This window comes from Sorangium sp. So ce295 (genome assembly GCF_051527405.1).
Lineage (GTDB): Bacteria > Myxococcota_A > Polyangia > Polyangiales > Polyangiaceae > Sorangium > Sorangium cellulosum_B.
The window spans coordinates 4,273,969-4,291,315 of the sequence record NZ_CP150324.1; the positions used below are offsets into that span (position 1 = coordinate 4,273,969).

The window sequence follows — 17,347 nt, forward strand, 5'->3', positions numbered from 1 at the left end:
AGCGAAACATGAGAAGCATCACCTCATTGGCAGCGGTTGCGGTGCTCCTTCTGGCTGCGACGGGTTGTGGCGGCGGCACCACCGGCGGCACGGCTCACGGGGCGAAGGACCCGACGACGGGCAAGGCGATCACGGACAGCAAGGGTCAGGCTGTGTCGGTCGAGGCGGCCAACAAGTTCAAGACCGCCATGGACACCATGGTCCAGCACGACAAGGCTGGGGACTGGTCCGAGGCGACTTGCAGCTCGACGGCCCAGCTGTTCCTGGACGCGGCGGACGAGCAAGGGGACACGACGTTCGCCGAGGCCATCTACAACGCGGGGCTCGCGTACCAGCGTTGCAAGAAGGACTCGGAGGCGAAGAAGTACTTCACGCAAGCGCTTCAGAAGAACCCGAAGTTCCACCCCGCGCGGGTCCAGGTGGCGCTCTACAACCTGGCGGAGTCGGGCGAGAGGAACCTCGACGCGGCGATCAGCGAGATGCGCCAGGCCGCCGTCGTGGATGCTCAGTACAAGAACGTCGAGGCGCTCGTGCACCTCGCGCTCCTGTACATGAAGCGCGGCAACCAGGTCGCGGACAACGATGGCCCCAACGACTTCCAGCGCGCGAAGCGGTACATCCAGAGCGCGCTGGCCGTCGATGATGCCTTCATGCCCGCGTTCAACCAGCTCGCGATCTACTACCTGGAGACGGCGAAGCAGAAGGCGGGCAGGAAGACCGGCAAGGCGGTCGCGACCAACGTCAGCAAGCAGAAGAAGGTCGACACCCAGGCGCTGGAGCTCGCGGCGCTTGTCTGCTCCCAGGCCATCCGCAAGAACCCCAACTACGCGCCGATCCACAACACCGCGGGGATGATCCAGGTCGAGCTCGCGAACCTGAACGGCGCCGTGCAGGAGTTCAACCTCGCGAGGAGGCTCGATCCGACCTTCTACGAGGCGCAGATGAACTACGCGGCGGTGAACCTCCAGTTCCGCGGGTTCCAGCAGGCGGACGAGGCGTACCGCGCGGCCCTGAAGATGCGTCCGAACGACTACGACGCTCATCTGGGCCTCGCGCTCGCCCTGCGCGGTCAGATCGATGACGCGAACTTCGACAGCATGGTGGCCGCCGCCAGCGCTGAGCTCGAAGCCGCCAAGAAGGTCGCCCCCGAGCGCGCCGAGACCTACTACAACGAGGCGATCCTGACCCAGGAGTACAAGGCGAAGTCGGGCGGCAAGGGGGCCGAGGGCGCCCTCATGTCGGCGAAGGGGCTGTTCGGTCAGTTCATCCAGAAGGCGGGCGCGAGCGCCGAGTTCGCCGACGCGGTGAAGCGGTCGAAGGAGCGTATGAGCGAGATCGACCAGATCATCGCCTTCAACAAGCAGACCGAGGCCGAGCGGAAGGCGGCCGAGGCCGACATGAAGACGAAGGAAGCCGAGCAGGAGGCAGCTGCCGGGAGCGAGGGTGAAGGGGGCGAAGCGACGACCCCGGCCCCGGCTCCTGCCCAGTAGCGGAGCCTCGTCCCGCGCGCAGTGAGCAAGGGATACGGTAGTATTCCGGGCGAGCTCGACGGGCGGGTCGGACCGCGTGGCGGTGCGACAGACAACGGCACCTGGAGCCCTCTTCTCTCGCTGCACGAAGCTGCATCAAGGAGAAGGGGGCTTCCTTTTTTCGTCGTCGTCGCAGCTCTCTGGGAACCTTGGGTGGAATCGGTTGTCGAGGCGTGTGTGGGTCGTGCTCTCCGACGCCTCGATAGCATGCGAAGCTGGTTGACCGGCCGCCGCGTAAGGCGGTACAATGGCACTGTAACCGCGTCGGAACATTGTGAGGAGGCTGGAATGAGAGGGTTGACCCGATTGGGTGCGGGAGTCGTGGCTGCCGTTCTTACGAGCGTGGTCGCCTCATCGGCGTTCGCGCAGGGAGCGGCTCCTGGCGGTGGGAAGAAGGACGAGGGGTACGGGTACGAGTTCTCGGACGATCCGCTGAACGCCGGCGGGTTCGGCCCCAACGACGCCACCATCCGCGTGCGGCCCGGCCCTGTCCGGACGACGCTGATCAGGCCCCGCACCTCGTTCGTTCCGGAGATGCTCAAGTCGGTCGAGAACCTCTGATGTGACGGGCAGGTTTGGCACCTGCCCTATCGATTTACCCCCCGGTGCTGGGGGCGTGCGCCGCGCGGCGCATAGGGAAGGCTGGCGGAGATGGAAGGCAAGCAAAGGGTCGCTCTCACATTTGCGCTCTACCAAAACGAGGCGCTCGTCCGCCGGGAGACGATCACCCAGGATATCGTCAAGGTAGGCAAGGACGCGAAGAGCCATCTGCGTGTCGATGACGAGCTTGCCTCGCGCATGCACGCGGTCATCGAGGTCGCCTCCCCGCAGGACATCACGCTCATCGATCTCGGCAACGAGCCGGGCACGATGGTGAACGGGGCGCGCGTCAACAAGTGCAAGATCAGCCCAGGCGATCAGCTCCAGATCGGCGGCACGAAGATCATGCTGGAGCGCGCGGAGCCGGTGGCGGTCGCCGCGGCCGCGGGCCCTGCGAAGCCGGTCCCCGCCAACCCGTTTGCGGCGGCGCCTGGTGGGAGCCCGTTCGGCGCTGCGGCCCCCGGGAATCCGTTCGCGGCCGCGCCGCCTGGGAACCCGTTCGCCGCGGCCTCCGCGGGCGGCGCGGACCCGTTCTCCTACAACAACCCGTTCGCGCAGTCGGCGCCGGCCGTCGACGAGGTGCCCCCGGACGCGCCCGAGGGCTCCTACACGTACACGCTCGTGAAGAACGGGCCGGACGTGCCGAGCGACGAAACCGAGGTCCCGGCGGCCTCGGTCGAGGTCATGATTCTGTGGGATGCGGCGGTGCTCCACGTCGAGCACCTCACGCCGCCGCGCTCCTTCTACGTGGGTGAGGAGGCGGGGAAGAACTTCAAGTGCGACTACTTCATCCCCTCGGAGAAGCTCGGCACGACGCGGGCGCCCATCATCCTCGCGGATCGCTCAGGCTCGGTCTCCGTGGTGCTCCTGCCCCGCGCGACCGGCACCATCGAGATCCCGGGCAGGCCGAAGATGACGGTGCAGCAGGCGATCGATCAGGGCCTCACGCAGCCGTGTTCCGAGCTCTCTGGCGCTTACCAGATGGCGCTTCCGTCGGGCGGGAAGGCGAAGATCGAGCTCGACGGCATCGTCTTCCAGGTGTCCGCCGTGAACGCAGGCAAGGTCGTGGCCGGCCACCTCCAGCTGGACACGCAGAGCCTGCTGTACACGGGCCTCTCGATGGCGGTTCACCTCGGGCTGCTCGCGGCGATGGCCTTCTTCATGCCGCCCCTCGGCGATACCGGCGAGGACGGGATCTCCGCTGACCAGCAGTTCCTCATCCAGCAGTACCTCGCGGCGGCCGCCGAGAAGGAGATGGAGGAGAAGGAGACCGAGCAGGTCGCCGACAACGCGGCGGACAACAAGGAGGGGGGCACCGGTACCCGCGCCAAGGGTGAAGAGGGTTCGATGGGTAACCCGAACACCAAGGCCACCGGCAACCGCTACGGCGTCCAGGGGCCCGCCGACAACCCGGACCCGCACATCGCGCGCCAGGCCGCGCTCCGCGACGCCGCGGAGTTCGGCATGATCGGGCTGCTGAACGCCGGCGCTGGCGGCGATCCGAACGCGCCGACCGCGCCGTGGGGACGCGACGATTCGCTCGGGAACGATCCGCTGAGCGCCCGCGGCAACATGTGGGGCGATCAGATCGGCGACTCGTTCGGCGCCGGCGGCCTCGGCCTCTCCGGCATCGGCGAGGGCGGTGGCGGGCGCGGCGAGGGCATCGGCCTCGGCTCGATCGGCACCATCGGTCACGGCGCCGGCACCGGCACCGGCCAGGGCTTCGGCTCCGGCCATGGCCGACTCGGCGGGTCGCATCGCACCAAGCCGCCGCAGGTGCGCATGGGTGCGACCAGCGTGAGCGGCCGTCTGCCCCCCGAGGTCATCCAGCGTATCGTCCGCCAGAACTTCGGTCGATTCCGGCTCTGCTACGAGAACGGGCTCAGGAACAACCCGAATCTGCAGGGCCGTGTCGCGGTGCGCTTCGTCATCGGGCGTGACGGTGCGGTCTCCAACGTGGGTAACGGCGGTTCGGATCTGCCCGATAACGGCGTGGTTTCCTGCGTCGTTCGGGCGTTCTACGGCCTGTCGTTCCCGCAGCCCGAGGGCGGTATCGTCACCGTCGTCTACCCGATCATGCTCAGCCCCGGCGGCTGAGCCCGCCTCGCCGCTCGGTTCGAGCGAACGCCCCGCACGCGAAGTGCGGGGCGTTTTCCATTTCAGCGCTGGACGCGGCCGGCGCCGGGCGCGGCCAGCGGTCTGCGGCGAGCGCCGTGGGGTGGCCAGCTCGGCGTCCGCCGCGCGGGGAGGGCGGGGCCCTGCGTGAGGCGCTGCAGCGAGGCGCATGCGCGGGGTCTGAAGCCCTGGACTTCCGCGGTTGCCTCCGCCTATTCTCGCGTCGCCGCGCGAGGTTCAACGCGCGCTACCTCGGGACGCTTGTGACGGTGCCACACGGAGCGGGGCAGCCCGTCTCCTGGATTGCTGAAGGAGCGGCGCAGCCGGCTCCGGGATTGGGGACGGAGCGGGGCAGCCGACTCCGGGACGCTGGAAGGAGCGGCGCAGCCGTCTCCGGGACGCTGTGTGTGAAGGAGCGGCGCAGCCGACTCCGGGACGCTGTGAAGGAGCGGCGCAGCCGACTCCGGGACGTTGAAGAGGGGCGACGCGACGCCCAGGTCACTCAGAGGCCGGCGATGCCGGGGCCATTCGAAAGGTGAGCGAGATGAAGCTTGGGGCATTCTTGATGGTTGGCCTGGTCGCGGCGAGCGCGGCGGGCCTGGGCTGCAGCCGCCATCGCCAGGAGGCCGTCATCCTGGCGAATCAGGCCGACAAGGAGGTCGCCGTCAACCCCGACGGTGCGGCCAACAAGTACGAGCAGGCGACCAAGCTCGACCCGAACAACCACCGCATCTTCTTCAAGCTGGCGATGGCACACAAGAAGTCGGAGTCGTGGGACAAGGTCGCATCGACGCTGGCGCGCGCCACGCAGATCGCCCCGAAGTTCGCGAACTACTGGTTCGAACGAGGCTGGGCGCTCGAGCAGCAAGCGAAGAAGAAGACGATCTCGTACGAAGAGGCCAAAGAGCCCTACCAGAAGTGTATCGAGAACGACCCCAACTTCGCGGATTGCTACTCCCAGCTCGGGAACGTCTACCTCTGGACGGACGACGAGCAGAAGGCGCTCGAGAACCTCACCAAGGCGATCGAGCACAATCCGAACGAAATCCGCTACTACGCGGCGCTCGCCGACCTGTACACCCGTCTCGGGTACACGAAGGAGGCCGAGCAGGTGCTCAAGGAGGCGAAGTCGTTCGCGAAGCCGGGGGACAAGTACCTCTTCGGCGTCCACAGCTTGCTCGCGTCGGTCTACCAGGACCGCGGGTCCACGGCGGAGATGGTGTCCGAGCTCGAGGCCGCCAAGGCGGTGGCGCCCACGGATGGTCCCGAGTCGGTGCAGATTCTCTGGAGTCTCGGGAGCACCTACGCGACCCTGGATCCGCCGCGCAAGCAGGAGGCAATCCAGATGCTCAAGGGGTTCACCACGCGCGCCTGCAAAGGTTCGAAGGCGGCGAGCTTCAAGACCGAGTGCGAGACGGCGAACACGCTCGTCGCGCGGCTCGGCGGTCAATAGCCGTGATGCCGCGCGCGGCACGGGGCACCTAAGCGTTTCAATTCGTTCGAAGGTCGGGGCCGAGGGTCGATAATCAATGGATCTTGCGCAGCGTCTCAATCATCTCGAGTCGGTTCATGACTGGCAAGGGCTCGTCGAGGAGCTCGAGAAGGGGATTGCGGCCGAAGGGGACGCGACCCGGAAGGCGGCATATCACCTGAAGCTCGGGCGGCTGCTCGAGGAGAAGTTCCTTCAGGCCGTCAAGGCGCTGAAGCACTTCCAGGACGCCTACAAGCTGAATCCAGCGCTGTTAGAGGCGCTGGAGTCGGCTCGTTCCATCTACTGGGACCTCGGCAAGACCAACATGGTCCAGAAGCTCCTGGAGCTCGAGCTGAGGAACGCCCCCGAGGGGACCGCGGCCGCCGAGCTCCGCGTGGAGCTCGGCGACGTGCTCTGCGACGCGGGCGATTTCGAGCGCGCGACGGAGATGTACGCGAAGGGCCTCGCCGCGTCCGGCGGGACGAGCGAGGAGGCGCGGGCCTGCCTCTTCGACATGCAGGTCGATCAGTCGTCGTGGTCGGCGCGCATGGCGGAGCTGGTGGACGCGGCCGACGCGGCCGCGAGCACCGACGAGCGCAAGCGGCTGCTGCTCCGCGCGGCGCGGCTCGCGAAGCGCTTCGATCGCGGTCAGCTCGAGGACCTGCTCCGGAGGGCGTACGAAGCGGCGCCTTCCGACAAGCAGGCCGCGGCGATGTTCGAGGGGCTCCTCGTCGAGGCGGAGCGGAAGCAGGCGATCGTGGAGACGCAGCGCCGCATCCTCGATGCGCGCGCCGGCGTGGCCCGCGGCGAGGCGGCGTTCAAGTTCGGCGTCCGCTGGGCCACGCGGCACCAGGACGTCGAGATCGGCTCGAAGTTCCTCGAGGAGTCGCTCCGGCTCGATCCCTCGAACGAGGCTGCGTTCGCCTACCTGCGCGAGCTCTGGGGGACGAAGGAGGGCAACTGGGAGCGCGTCGCGTCGCTGGCGGAGAGCGCTGCCAACCAGAACGGCAGCTCCCCGTACATGATCGCGCAGGCGGGCGGCGTCGCATGGCGCCAGCTCGGCAACCTCATCCGGGCCAGGAGCTGGTTCGAGAAGCTCTCTGCGGTCGCCCCGACGCACCCGAGCGTGAGCGCGTTCGAGGCGCAGATCGGCGAGCGCCTCACGGCCGCGCCTGTCGCGCCGTCCGCGCCTCCGCCGGCTGCTGCCGCGCCCGCGCCCGTCGTCGTCGCGCCTGCGCCCGTCGTCGTCGCGCCCGCGCCTGTTGTGGTCGCGCCCGCGCCCGTTGTCGTCGCGCCGGCCGCGCCTGCGGACGCCACGCCGCTTCCCGCGAGCGCGCCTGCGCCCGTCAGCGCGCCAGCCCCGGTGAGCACGCCGGCCCCGCTCAGCGCGCCGGCCCCGGTGAGCGGCAGGGCGAGCGCGCCCGCGAGCGCTCCTGTGTCGACCTCGTCGGTGGACGAGCGCGACGCGAGGTCCTCGGTGGCCGACATCGAGCCGCCGCCCCCTGCGCGGGCTCCCGCCGAGAGCAGGCCTGCGGATTCGGAGGTCGGCCGGCGGCCGACAGCGCCGCCGCCTCCGGCCGCGGAGGCCGCGGGCCGCGTCGAAGAGCTCAAGGCCAAGGCCCAGAAGCAGGAGCAGGCCAAGCGGTACAACGAGTACGTCAAGACGCTGATCGAGATCGCCGAGGCGGTCTCGGATCCCGCCGAGAAGATCGACAACTACGCGAAGGCGGCGGAGCTCTACTCGGGCAAGTTCTCGAACGCGGCCGAGGCGGTGAAGTGCTACGAGTCGATCCTCGCGATCGACGGCGAGCACGCTCAGGCGATCGACTTCCTCCGCCAGAGCTACGAGAAGCGGCGCGACTGGGAGAAGCTCATCGGGCTGCTCCGCCGCGAGGCCGCGGCGCTCCCGGAGGGCGGCGAGCGCGCCGCGAAGTACCTCGAGATCGCGAAGCTCGCGTCGGAGCGGGTGAAGAAGGTCGACTTCTGCATCGAGCTCTGGGACGAGGTCCTCGCGAACGACCCGGAGAACCCCGAGGCGCTGAACGCGCTGGCCGGGCTCTACGAGAAGAACAAGGACTACCAGGCGTTCGCGAGGGTGCTGCAGAAGCAGGTCGACACGACCTTCGACAGCACCCAGAAGCTCGCGCTCCTCAGCAAGCTCGCGCAGCTCTACGGCGAGCGCCTCAAGGACGACGAGGCGGCCGTCAAGGCCTGGCAAGAGGTGATCGCGCTGAACCCCCAGGACCGCAAGGCCCAGGAGGCGCTCAAGAAGGCGTACCTCCAGCTGCAGCGCTGGGACGACCTCGAGGTGTTCTACGCCGAGAGCGGCAAGTGGGACGAGTTCATCCGCGTCCTCGAGTCGCAGGAGGCCAAGGAGACCGACGACGCGGCCAAGATCAGCCTGCTGGTCAAGATCGCCGAGCTCTGGATGGTCCAGAAGCAGAAGGCGGATCGCGCGGCGCGCGCCTACGAGAAGGTGCTCTCGATCGACGGCTCGCACCTCGCCGCGGCCGAGGCGCTCATCCCGATCTACACGCAGGCGAACAACCCGAAGGGGCTCGCCGGCGCCATCGAGGTGAAGCTCTCGCACGACCAGGACGACGTCTCCCGGCTCGACCTCTACCGGCAGGTCGCGGCGCTCTACGAGACGCGCCTCAAGGAGCCGCAGCGGGCGTTCGAGCGTTACCTCTCGGCCTTCCAGATCGCCCCGCAGGACGAGCAGTGCATCGATGACGTCGAGCGCGCCGCGCGCTCGACCGAGGGGTGGGACGCCCTGATCCAGGCCTACTCGTCGGCTATCTCGCGCGCGGAGAGCGAGGGGGACATCGCGCTCGGGGTCGATCTCCGGCTCCGGCTCGGGCGGGTGCTGCTCGACGAGGTGAAGCGCATCGACGAGGCGCTCTCGCAGTTCCGCGCGGTGTACGAGGCGGACGGCGAGAACCAGGCCGCGATCGGCGCGCTGGAGCGGCTCTACCGCGAGACGGGCCGGTTCGGCGAGCTGCTCGGCATCTACGAGAAGAAGCTCGGCATCGTCACCGAGCCGGAGGAGCGCAAGCAGATCCTCTATGCGATCGCGGAGCTCTACGAAGGGGAGCTGCGCGACGCGGCGCAGGCGATCGGGACGTACCGCCAGGTGCTCGACGACGAGCCGACGGACCCGCAGGCGCTCGCGGCGCTCGACAAGCTCTACCGCGAGCAGCAGGACTGGGAGTCCTACGTCGACGTGCTCCGCAAGCGGATCGACTCTCCGCTCGACGAGCAGGCGCTCATCGACCTCAAGTTCCGGCTCGGGAGCACCCTCGAGAAGCACCTGAACGATGCGGCTGGAGCGCTCGAGAACTACAAGGAAATCCTGATCCTCGATCCGGGCAACGACGCCGCGCGCCTCGCGCTCGAGGCGCTGCTCTCGAACGAGTCCCTGCGGGCCGAGGCGGCGGCCATCCTGCAGGAGATCTACGAGGGGCGCGGCGACTGGGAGAAGCTGATCCAGGCGCTCGAGATCCTCGCCGCGGCCGAGGGCGACACCGCGACGCGCGTGGCGCTGCTCCGGAAGGTGGCGCGGACGGCGGCCGAGAGCCTGAGCGACCTGGGCCGCGCGTTCGACGCGCAGTCGCGGGCGCTCAAGGACGACCCGTCGCACGCCGAGACGCGGGCGGAGCTCGAGTCGCTCGCCGCGCAGGCGGGCGCCTGGGACAAGCTCGACGTCATCTTCAGCGAGATCGCCGATTCGCTGAGCGACGCGCGGCTGAGCCGCGAGTACTGGATGCGCCTCGCGAGCATCCACGAGCGGCTCGGCAAGGTCGAGGAGGCGGCGAACGGCTACCTCCGCGTGCTCTCGATCGACCCCGCCGACTCGGAGGCGCTCGAGGCGATGGACGAGCTCTACCGGCGCACCGAGCGCTGGGGCGACCTCATCGGCGTCTACCGGCGCCGCATCGAGCTCGTGCACCAGCCGACCGAGCGCGAGGGCCTCTATGCCCAGATGGCCGAGGTCTACGAGCAGCGGCTCGGGCAGCCGGAGGAGGCGATCGCCGCGTACCGCGAGGTCCTCTCCATCGACAACACGAGCCTGGTGGCGCTGACGGCGCTCGACGGGCTCTTCAGCCGCCAGGGCATGTGGGAAGAGCTGGCGGACAACCTCGAGGCGCAGCTTGGCATCGCGGTCGAGGAGGAGGCGCAGATCCGGCTGATGCTCCGGCTCGCCGCGCTGCGGGAGTCGCGGATGCGGCTTGTCGACTCGGCGATCGACATCTACCGGCAGGTGCTCGAGCGCGAGCCGACCAACGTCGAGGCGCTCGGGGCGCTCGAGCGCCTCGGGAAGGTCGCCGAGCACGAGCTCGCGATCGCGGAGATCCTCGAGCCGCTGTACCGCCAGTCGGGCGACTTCCAGAAGCTCATCGGGGTGCACGAGGTGCAGGTGCGGCGCAGCGACGACGTGACCCGTCGCGTCGAGCTGCTCCACCAGATCGCCGTGCTCTACGAGGACGCGGGCAGCGACCTCAGCTCGGCCTTCGACACCTACGCGCGGGCGCTGAGCCAGGATCCGGCCTCGGAGTCGACGCAGGAGGGGCTCGACCGGCTCGCGCGCGCGACCGGTCGCTTCGCCGACCTGGCGCGCGTGTTCGAGACGCTGGCTGCGCAGCAGACGGACGCGGAGCTCGCGAGCTCGCTCTACACGATGAGCGCGCGGATCTACGAGGGAGACCTCGGCGACATGGACAGCGCCGTCGGGCACTACCGGCGCGTGCTCGAGATCGATCCGCGCAACCTGCACGCCGCCGAGTCGCTCGAGCGGCTGTTCAGGACCTCGGAGCGCTACAACGAGCTGTCGCAGATCCTCCAGCAGAAGGCGGACATCCTCGACGACCTGACCGAGAAGAAGCTCGCCCTCTTCCAGGCCGCGAGCCTCGAGGAGGAGGTGCTCGAGCGGCACGATCAGGCCATCGCCGTCTACGGCAAGGTGCTCGAGCTCGACGCCGAGGATCTGCGGGCGATCGACGCGCTGACGAAGCTCTACCTCAGCCTCTCACGCTGGCAGGAGCTCCTCTCGGTCTACGCGAAGAAGGCCGATCTCGTCCTCGACTCGAACGAGAAGAAGCGCATCTACTACCAGATCGGCGCGGTGTACGAGCGCGAGCTCGGCAACGTCGCGAGCGCGATCGACACGTACCAGCGCGTGCTCGAGATCGATCCGGACGATCTCCAGGCGCTCGGGCGGCTCGACGTGCTCTACCAGACGTCGCAGAACTGGCTCGAGCTGCTCAGCGTGCTCCAGCACGAGGCGGAGATCACCGCGGACCCGGCGGAGGGCATCAGCTACCAGTACCGGATCGCGGAGCTCTACGAGAAGCACCTCGACGACGTGTCCCGGGCGATCGAGCTCTACCGCGATCTCCTGCAGCAGATGCCCGATCACGAGCCGACGCTGCGGGCGCTCGAGCAGATCAAGGACGGCAGCCGCGAGCCGCTCGGCGCCGCGCTGGTGCTCGAGCCGATCTACGACGCGTCCGGCGAGTGGCAGAAGCTGATCAGCGTGCTCGAGGTCCGGGTCAAGGTGGCCGAGGACCCGTACGAGAAGGTGGATCTGCTCCACCGCATCGCGCGCCTGTCGGAGGAGATGCTGAGCGACCACGTCACCGCGTTCGAGACGTACGCGCGGGCGGTGACGTGCGACATCGGCAACGAGGAGTCGCTCTCGAACCTGGAGCGGCTCGCGATGATGGTGAACCGCTGGCCGCAGGTCGCCGCGCTGTACGACGCGGAGCTCGGCCGGCTCGGCGAGGAGCCGGCGCGCTTCGTGGAGCTCGGGCTGCGGCTCGCGCAGATCTTCGAGACGCAGCTCGACGACATCGACAGCGCCGTCGCGCGCTACCGGCGCGTGCTCGAGGTCGAGCCGGAGAACCAGACCGCGATCGCGTCGCTCGATCGCCTGTTCACCGCGACCGAGCGGTGGGGCGATCTCGTCACCATCCTGTCGCGCGAGTCGGAGATCGCGCAGTCGCCGGACGAGATCCTCGAGTTCAAGTACCGGCTCGGCGTGGTCTATCAAACGCGCCTCAACGACCTGCCCGCGGCCATCGGGGCGTACCGCGAGGTGCTCACGGCGGCGCCCGAGCACTCGCCGACGCTCGAGGCCCTCGAGGGGCTCTTCGCGGCCGGGATCAAGCAGATCGAGATCGGCGCCATCCTGGAGCCGCTCTACCAGGCGGCGGCGGAGTGGGAGAAGCTCGGCGGGGTGCTCGAGGCGGAGCTCACCCACCTCACCGAGGCGCAGGAGCGGCAGGCGATGTACTACCGGCTGGGGGAGCTCCAGGAGGAGCGCCTCATCTCGCCGGACGGGGCCCTCGCCGTCTTCATGCGGGCGTTGAAGGAGTACCCGGGCGACGAGAAGACGCTCGAGGAGGTCGAGCGGCTCGCCGGCTCGGTCGACGGCGGCTGGGAGATGCTCGCCAACGCGTACGCCGACGTGCTGGGCATCCACAGCGACAAGGACGTCCAGACCGGCATCGGCAAGCGGCTCGCGCGGGTCTTCGAGACCGACCTCAGCGACGTCGCCAAGGCCGAGGAGACGTACCGGTACGTGCTCGGCATCGAGCCGCTCGAGGCCGAGGCGCTCTCGAACCTCGATCGGATCTACACGCAGCTCGAGCAGTACCCGGAGCTCGCGAGCGTGCTCGAGCAGCGGGTGCGCGCGACCGAGGATCGCCCGGAGCTCGTCGACCTGTACCTCCGGCTCGGGCAGACGTACGAGGAGCGGCTCGGTCAGCTCGACGACGCCATCCGCGCGTTCCGGCGCATCTTCGACGAGCTCGAGACGACGAACGAGCAGGCGATCAGCGCCCTCGAGCGCATCTACACGGCCAAGGGCGCCTGGACCCAGCTCAAGGTCGTGCTGGAGCGGGAGCTCGAGAACGCGATGGGCGACAGCCAGGAGGCCGACATCCGCGCCAAGATGGCGCACCTGCTCGCCGATCGGCTGAACGACGTCCAGGGCGCGGTCGAGACCTGGAAGCGCGTCCTCGACCTCCGGGGCGAGGACCCGGAGGCGCTCGGGGCGCTGTCCAACCTCTATGAGCGGGTGGGGCAGTGGTCCGAGCTCTGCGACGTCCTCGAGCGGCATTACGACATCGCGATCGACGACGAGTCGCGCGTCGCGGTGCTGCTCCGCCGCGCCAAGCTGTTCCACGAGCAGCTCGGCCGCGACGACTCGTCGCTCGACGACTACCAGCGCGTCCTCGACATCGACTACGCGAACCTCGAGGCGCTCTACGCCATCGCGGCGATCTGGCGGCTGCGCAACGAGCCCGAGCAGATCGTGAGCTCGCTCCACCAGACGGTGGATCGGGCGCGGGACGTGCTGCCGGCCGAGAACGTGATCGCGCTGTACCGCGAGCTCGGGACGACCTACCAGCACGTCCTCGGGCAGGCGTACGACGCCATCGACGCCTGGAGGAAGCTGCTCGAGGTCGACCCGAAGGACTTCGAGGCGATGGCCGCCCTGGAGAACCTGCTCCGGGCCGAGGGGCGCTGGGTCGAGGTCATCGACGTGAAGATGGGCCGGGCGGCGGCCTACGAGTCGCCGGCGGACAAGGTGCGCGAGTACCTCGAGGTGGCGCAGATCTGGGAGCACCAGGTCGAGGAGAGGGACCGGGGCACGCTCGCGTACGAGAAGGTCCTGGAGCTCGAGCCGACGCACGACCAGGCCTTCGCGGCCCTCGAGCAGCTCCACGACGCGGCCCGGCGGAGCGAGCCGCTCATCGAGCTCTACCTCGCGCGGCTCGACTCGCGCGAGGAGGTCTCCGACAAGACCGACATCCTCCGCAAGGTGGCCCGGGTCTTCGAGGAGCAGCTCGAGGACAAGCCGCAGGCCTTCGACGCGCTGCTCACGGCGTTCGAGATGGACTTCTCCGACATGGACACGGTCCGCTACCTCGAGCGCATGGCGCAGGCGACGAACCGCTGGCCGGAGCTCGTGCAGACGGTGAACGGGTGGCTGCAGCAGCAGACGGCCCCGCTCCAGAAGATCACGCTCTGCCTGCGCCTCGCCAAGTGGTACGCGGAGGACCTCGGCCACCCCGAGTACGCCCAGCCGTACTACCAGCAGATCCTCGCGCACGACCCGAACAACGTCGCCGTGCTGCGCCAGATGGCGAACTTCTTCAAGAAGACCGGCCAGTGGCAGCAGCAGGGGCAGATGCTGACGAGCGCCCTCAACGTCGCGGTGACCGACGTCGATCGGAAAGAGGTCCTGACCGAGCTCGGCGAGGTCCTCGAGCGGCACATGGGCGAGGTCGAGCAGGGGCTCAGCTTCTACCGGCGCGCCCTCGACGTGGATCCGCTGCACCTCCCGGCCCTCGAGGCGCTGGAGCGGATCTACACGGATCGCGATCAGTCGAACGATCTCGTCGACGTCCTGCTCCGCAAGGCGCGGGCCGTGAACGAGTCCGACGTCGTCGCGGCCGTGAAGCTGCGGACCGCCGGCCTCTACGAGTCCAAGCTCGGGCTGATCGAGAAGGCCGGCGCGGTCTACCGCGAGGTGCTGGACATCGACGCCTCGAACCTCCTCGCCATGCGGGGGCTCGAGCGCGTCTACACGGCGACGCACCAGTGGCCCGATCTCGTGCGCGTCCTCGAGATGCAGCTCGACGTGGTCACCACGGAGCGCGAGCGCATCGACGTGCTGATGAAGATCGCGACCCTCCAGGAGGAGCAGTTCCTGAAGCCCGATCTGTCGGCCGCGCGCCTCGAGCAGGTGGTCGAGATCGACCCGAGCCACGAGCCCGCGCTCGAGGCCCTGGAGCGCTGCTATCGCCGGCTCCGCCAGTGGCACGATCTCATCAACACCTACGATCGCCACATCAACGCGGCGGAGGATCGGCAGAAGAAGATCGAGCTCTGGTCCCACACGGCCAAGGTCTACGCAGAGGAGATCGAGGACCTCGACCGCGCGATCGACGCGTACCTGAACATCGTCGAGATCCAGGACACGCACATCCCGGCCCTGGAGGCGCTGGCGAAGCTCTACGAGAAGCAGGACAACTCGTCGAAGGCCATCGAGTACATGACGCGCGTCGCCGACCTGACGGCCGACGGCAAGCAGCGCGTCGAGATGTACTTCCGGATCGGCAGGCAGCTCGACGAGAAGCTCGGCGAGCGGGTCCTGGCCCAGGAGCGCTTCGAGATGGCGCTCGATCTCGAGCCGTCGCACGTGCCGACGCTGGCGGCGCTGCGGGTGATCGCGATCGACGCGGCCGACTGGGACCGGGCGGCGCGTTACCTCGATCAGGAGCAGATGAACACCGACGCGCCCCGCGCCAAGGCGCGGTTGCTCGTCGAGCTCGGCAAGCTCCGGGACGACATGCTCGGCGAGCACGCGCTCGCGGTGCAGGCGTACGAGATGGCGCTCCAGAGCGATCCCGACAACGAGGACGCCGCGATGCCGCTCCTGGGTGAGTACGTCTCCACGGAGCGGTGGGCCCAGGCCGAGCCGCTCGCGGAGATGCTCGTCAGGAAGAGCGGCAAGCGCGACAGGTCAGAGCAGCACCGGCTGCAGCGGACCTTCGGGCGGGTCCTCGAGCGGCTCGGCAAGGACGACGCCTCGCTCAAGGCGTACACGGCCGCGCACAACCTCGATCTGGCCGATCAGGAGACGATCCGGGGCCTGGCGGACGTCAGCTTCAAGCTCGGCGACTGGGCGAGCGCGCTGACGAACTACCAGAAGGTGCTCACCAGCCTCGACGAGGCCGAGACCGAGGAGCGCGCGACCGTCTACTACAAGCTCGGCTGCATCAAGCAGGCGCAGGGGCAGTCGAAGCAGGCGGTCAACAACTTCGAGAAGGCGCTCGGGGCCGAGCCCGCGCACCGGCCGACGCTCGAGGCGATGGTCGCCGTCTACGACGCGCTCAAGGACTGGAAGCAGGTCTGCCACTACAAGCGGCTGATCCTCGACAACATCATGGACGGCCCCGAGCGGTTCAGGATGTTGAACGACATCGGCGACATCTGGGTCGACAAGGAGAACAACATCCCGAAGGGCGTGGAGGCCCTGGAGGAGGCGCTCGAGCTGGAGCCGCAGAACCACGTGCTGCTCCACAAGCTGCTCCAGCTCTACCAGCGCACGGGGCAGTGGGAGCGGATGGTGGACTGCCTCCAGCGCATCGCGGAGCTGGAGCCGCAGCCGGATCGGAAGAGCCGTTACCTCTACACGATGGCGCAGATCTACCGCGACAAGCTGGACGACCCGGCGCGCGCGGTGGAGCTGTTCAACGACACGCTCGATCTGAACCCGCACTCCCTCGAGGCCTTCGAGCGCATCAACAAGATCCTCACGGCGCAGAAGGAGTGGAAGCAGCTCGAGCGGGCGTACCGCAAGATGCTGCACAGGGTCGCCGGCAAGGGGAACACGGACCTCGAGTACAGCCTCTGGCACGCGCTCGGGCTCATCTACCGTGATCGGCTCGGCGACAGGACGGCCGCCCTCGAGACGTTCCGCATGGCGTCGCGGCTCAAGCCCGAGGACGCGACGGAGCACCTGATCCTCGCGGAGCTCTACGAGCAGTCGGAGCAGTTCGATCTGGCGACCGGCGAGTTCCAGGCGATGGTCAAGATCGATCCGATGAAGATCGACCCGTACAAGCGGCTCTACCGCCTGTACGTGGACAGCAAGCGCTACGACCAGGCCTGGTGCGTCGCGGCGGCGCTGTCGTTCCTCCGCAAGGCCGATCCCGACGAGCAGCAGTACTTCGAGGACTACCGCCCGCAGGGGCTCATCCAGGCGAAGAGCCGGCTCGACAACGAGCAGTGGATCAGGAACCTGTTCCACGAGGAGGAGAACCTCTACGTCGGCAAGATCTTCGAGATGATCGCGGGGGCCGCGCTCAGGGCGAAGATCGAGACGCTCAAGCAGCGCCGTGAGCTGCCGGTCCTCGATCAGCGCTTCCTGCAGGATCCGGCGACCTCGACGGTGACGTTCGCCCGGACCTTCGGGTGGGCGGCCAACGTCCTCGGCCTGCCGGCGCCGCGGCTCTACGTGCGGAGCGACGTGCCCGGCGCGCTCGTCGCTGTGGCGAACGAGCAGCCGGCGTCCGTCGCAGGGCAGACCGTGCTGACCGGGTTCTCGCCGCAGGAGCTCACGTTCATCGTCGGCAAGCACCTCGCGATGTACCGCGGCGAGCACTACATCAAGACGCTGTTCCCGACGGTCACCGAGCTGACGGTGCTCCTCTTCGCCGGGATCAAGCTCGTCGCGCCTGACACGTCGGTCCCGCCGGACATCGAGAAGCAGATCACGGCGACCGCGCAGACGCTCCGCGGGTTCATGCAGCCGATGCAGCTCGAGGGGCTCCGCATGGTGGTCAAGAAGTTCCTTGCGGAGGGCGCGAAGGCCAACATCAAGAGGTGGGTCCAGTGCGTCGACATCACCGCGGCGCGCACCGGCCTGCTCCTCTCGGGCGATCTCGAGATCGCGAAGAAGATCATCGCCGCCGAGCCGCAGCAGCCCGGGGATCTCCCGCCCCAGGACAGGCTCAAGGAGCTGATCGTCTTCTCGACAAGCGATCAGTATTTCGCGCTGCGTCAGGCGCTCGGGATCGCCATCGGCGAGGGGTGATCCCGCGCGGCAGCAGGGCCTAAG

Annotated in this window: 6 protein-coding genes; 5 read left to right on the forward strand and 1 reads right to left on the reverse strand. The window is 68.5% G+C overall.

Annotation, left to right across the window (positions count from 1 at the left end):
* Window positions 1-8: 8 nt before the first annotated feature.
* The 4 genes from WMF11_RS16275 to WMF11_RS16290 all read left to right on the forward strand — a co-directional run bounded on the left by WMF11_RS16275 (window position 9) and on the right by WMF11_RS16290 (window position 5,697).
* Window positions 9-1,490, forward strand: coding sequence for a tetratricopeptide repeat protein (locus tag WMF11_RS16275; protein WP_437552776.1), 1,482 nt, complete (start codon window positions 9-11; stop codon window positions 1,488-1,490).
* Between the two features lie 360 nt (window positions 1,491-1,850).
* Complete coding sequence (locus tag WMF11_RS16280) at window positions 1,851-2,090, forward strand: hypothetical protein (protein ID WP_157906686.1); 240 nt, start codon at window positions 1,851-1,853, stop codon at window positions 2,088-2,090.
* 90 nt (window positions 2,091-2,180) lie between these two features.
* On the forward strand, window positions 2,181-4,226 hold the full coding sequence (locus WMF11_RS16285) for an AgmX/PglI C-terminal domain-containing protein (RefSeq protein ID WP_437978091.1): 2,046 nt from the start codon (window positions 2,181-2,183) through the stop codon (window positions 4,224-4,226).
* A 562-nt stretch (window positions 4,227-4,788) separates the two neighbouring features.
* Window positions 4,789-5,697, forward strand: coding sequence for a tetratricopeptide repeat protein (locus WMF11_RS16290; protein ID WP_437552778.1), 909 nt, complete (start codon window positions 4,789-4,791; stop codon window positions 5,695-5,697).
* 73 nt (window positions 5,698-5,770) lie between these two features.
* On the opposite strand, the gene WMF11_RS16295 is transcribed toward WMF11_RS16290, so the two are convergent.
* Window positions 5,771-5,953 (reverse strand): hypothetical protein, encoded by a 183-nt coding sequence (locus WMF11_RS16295; protein WP_437978092.1) that lies wholly within the window; start codon window positions 5,951-5,953, stop codon window positions 5,771-5,773.
* Window positions 5,954-6,040: 87 nt separating this feature from the next.
* Here WMF11_RS16295 and WMF11_RS16300 point away from each other — a divergent pair, with 87 nt between their 5' ends.
* Window positions 6,041-17,323, forward strand: a complete 11,283-nt coding sequence (locus WMF11_RS16300) for a tetratricopeptide repeat protein (RefSeq protein WP_437978093.1) — start codon at window positions 6,041-6,043, stop codon at window positions 17,321-17,323.
* Window positions 17,324-17,347 lie beyond the last annotated feature (24 nt).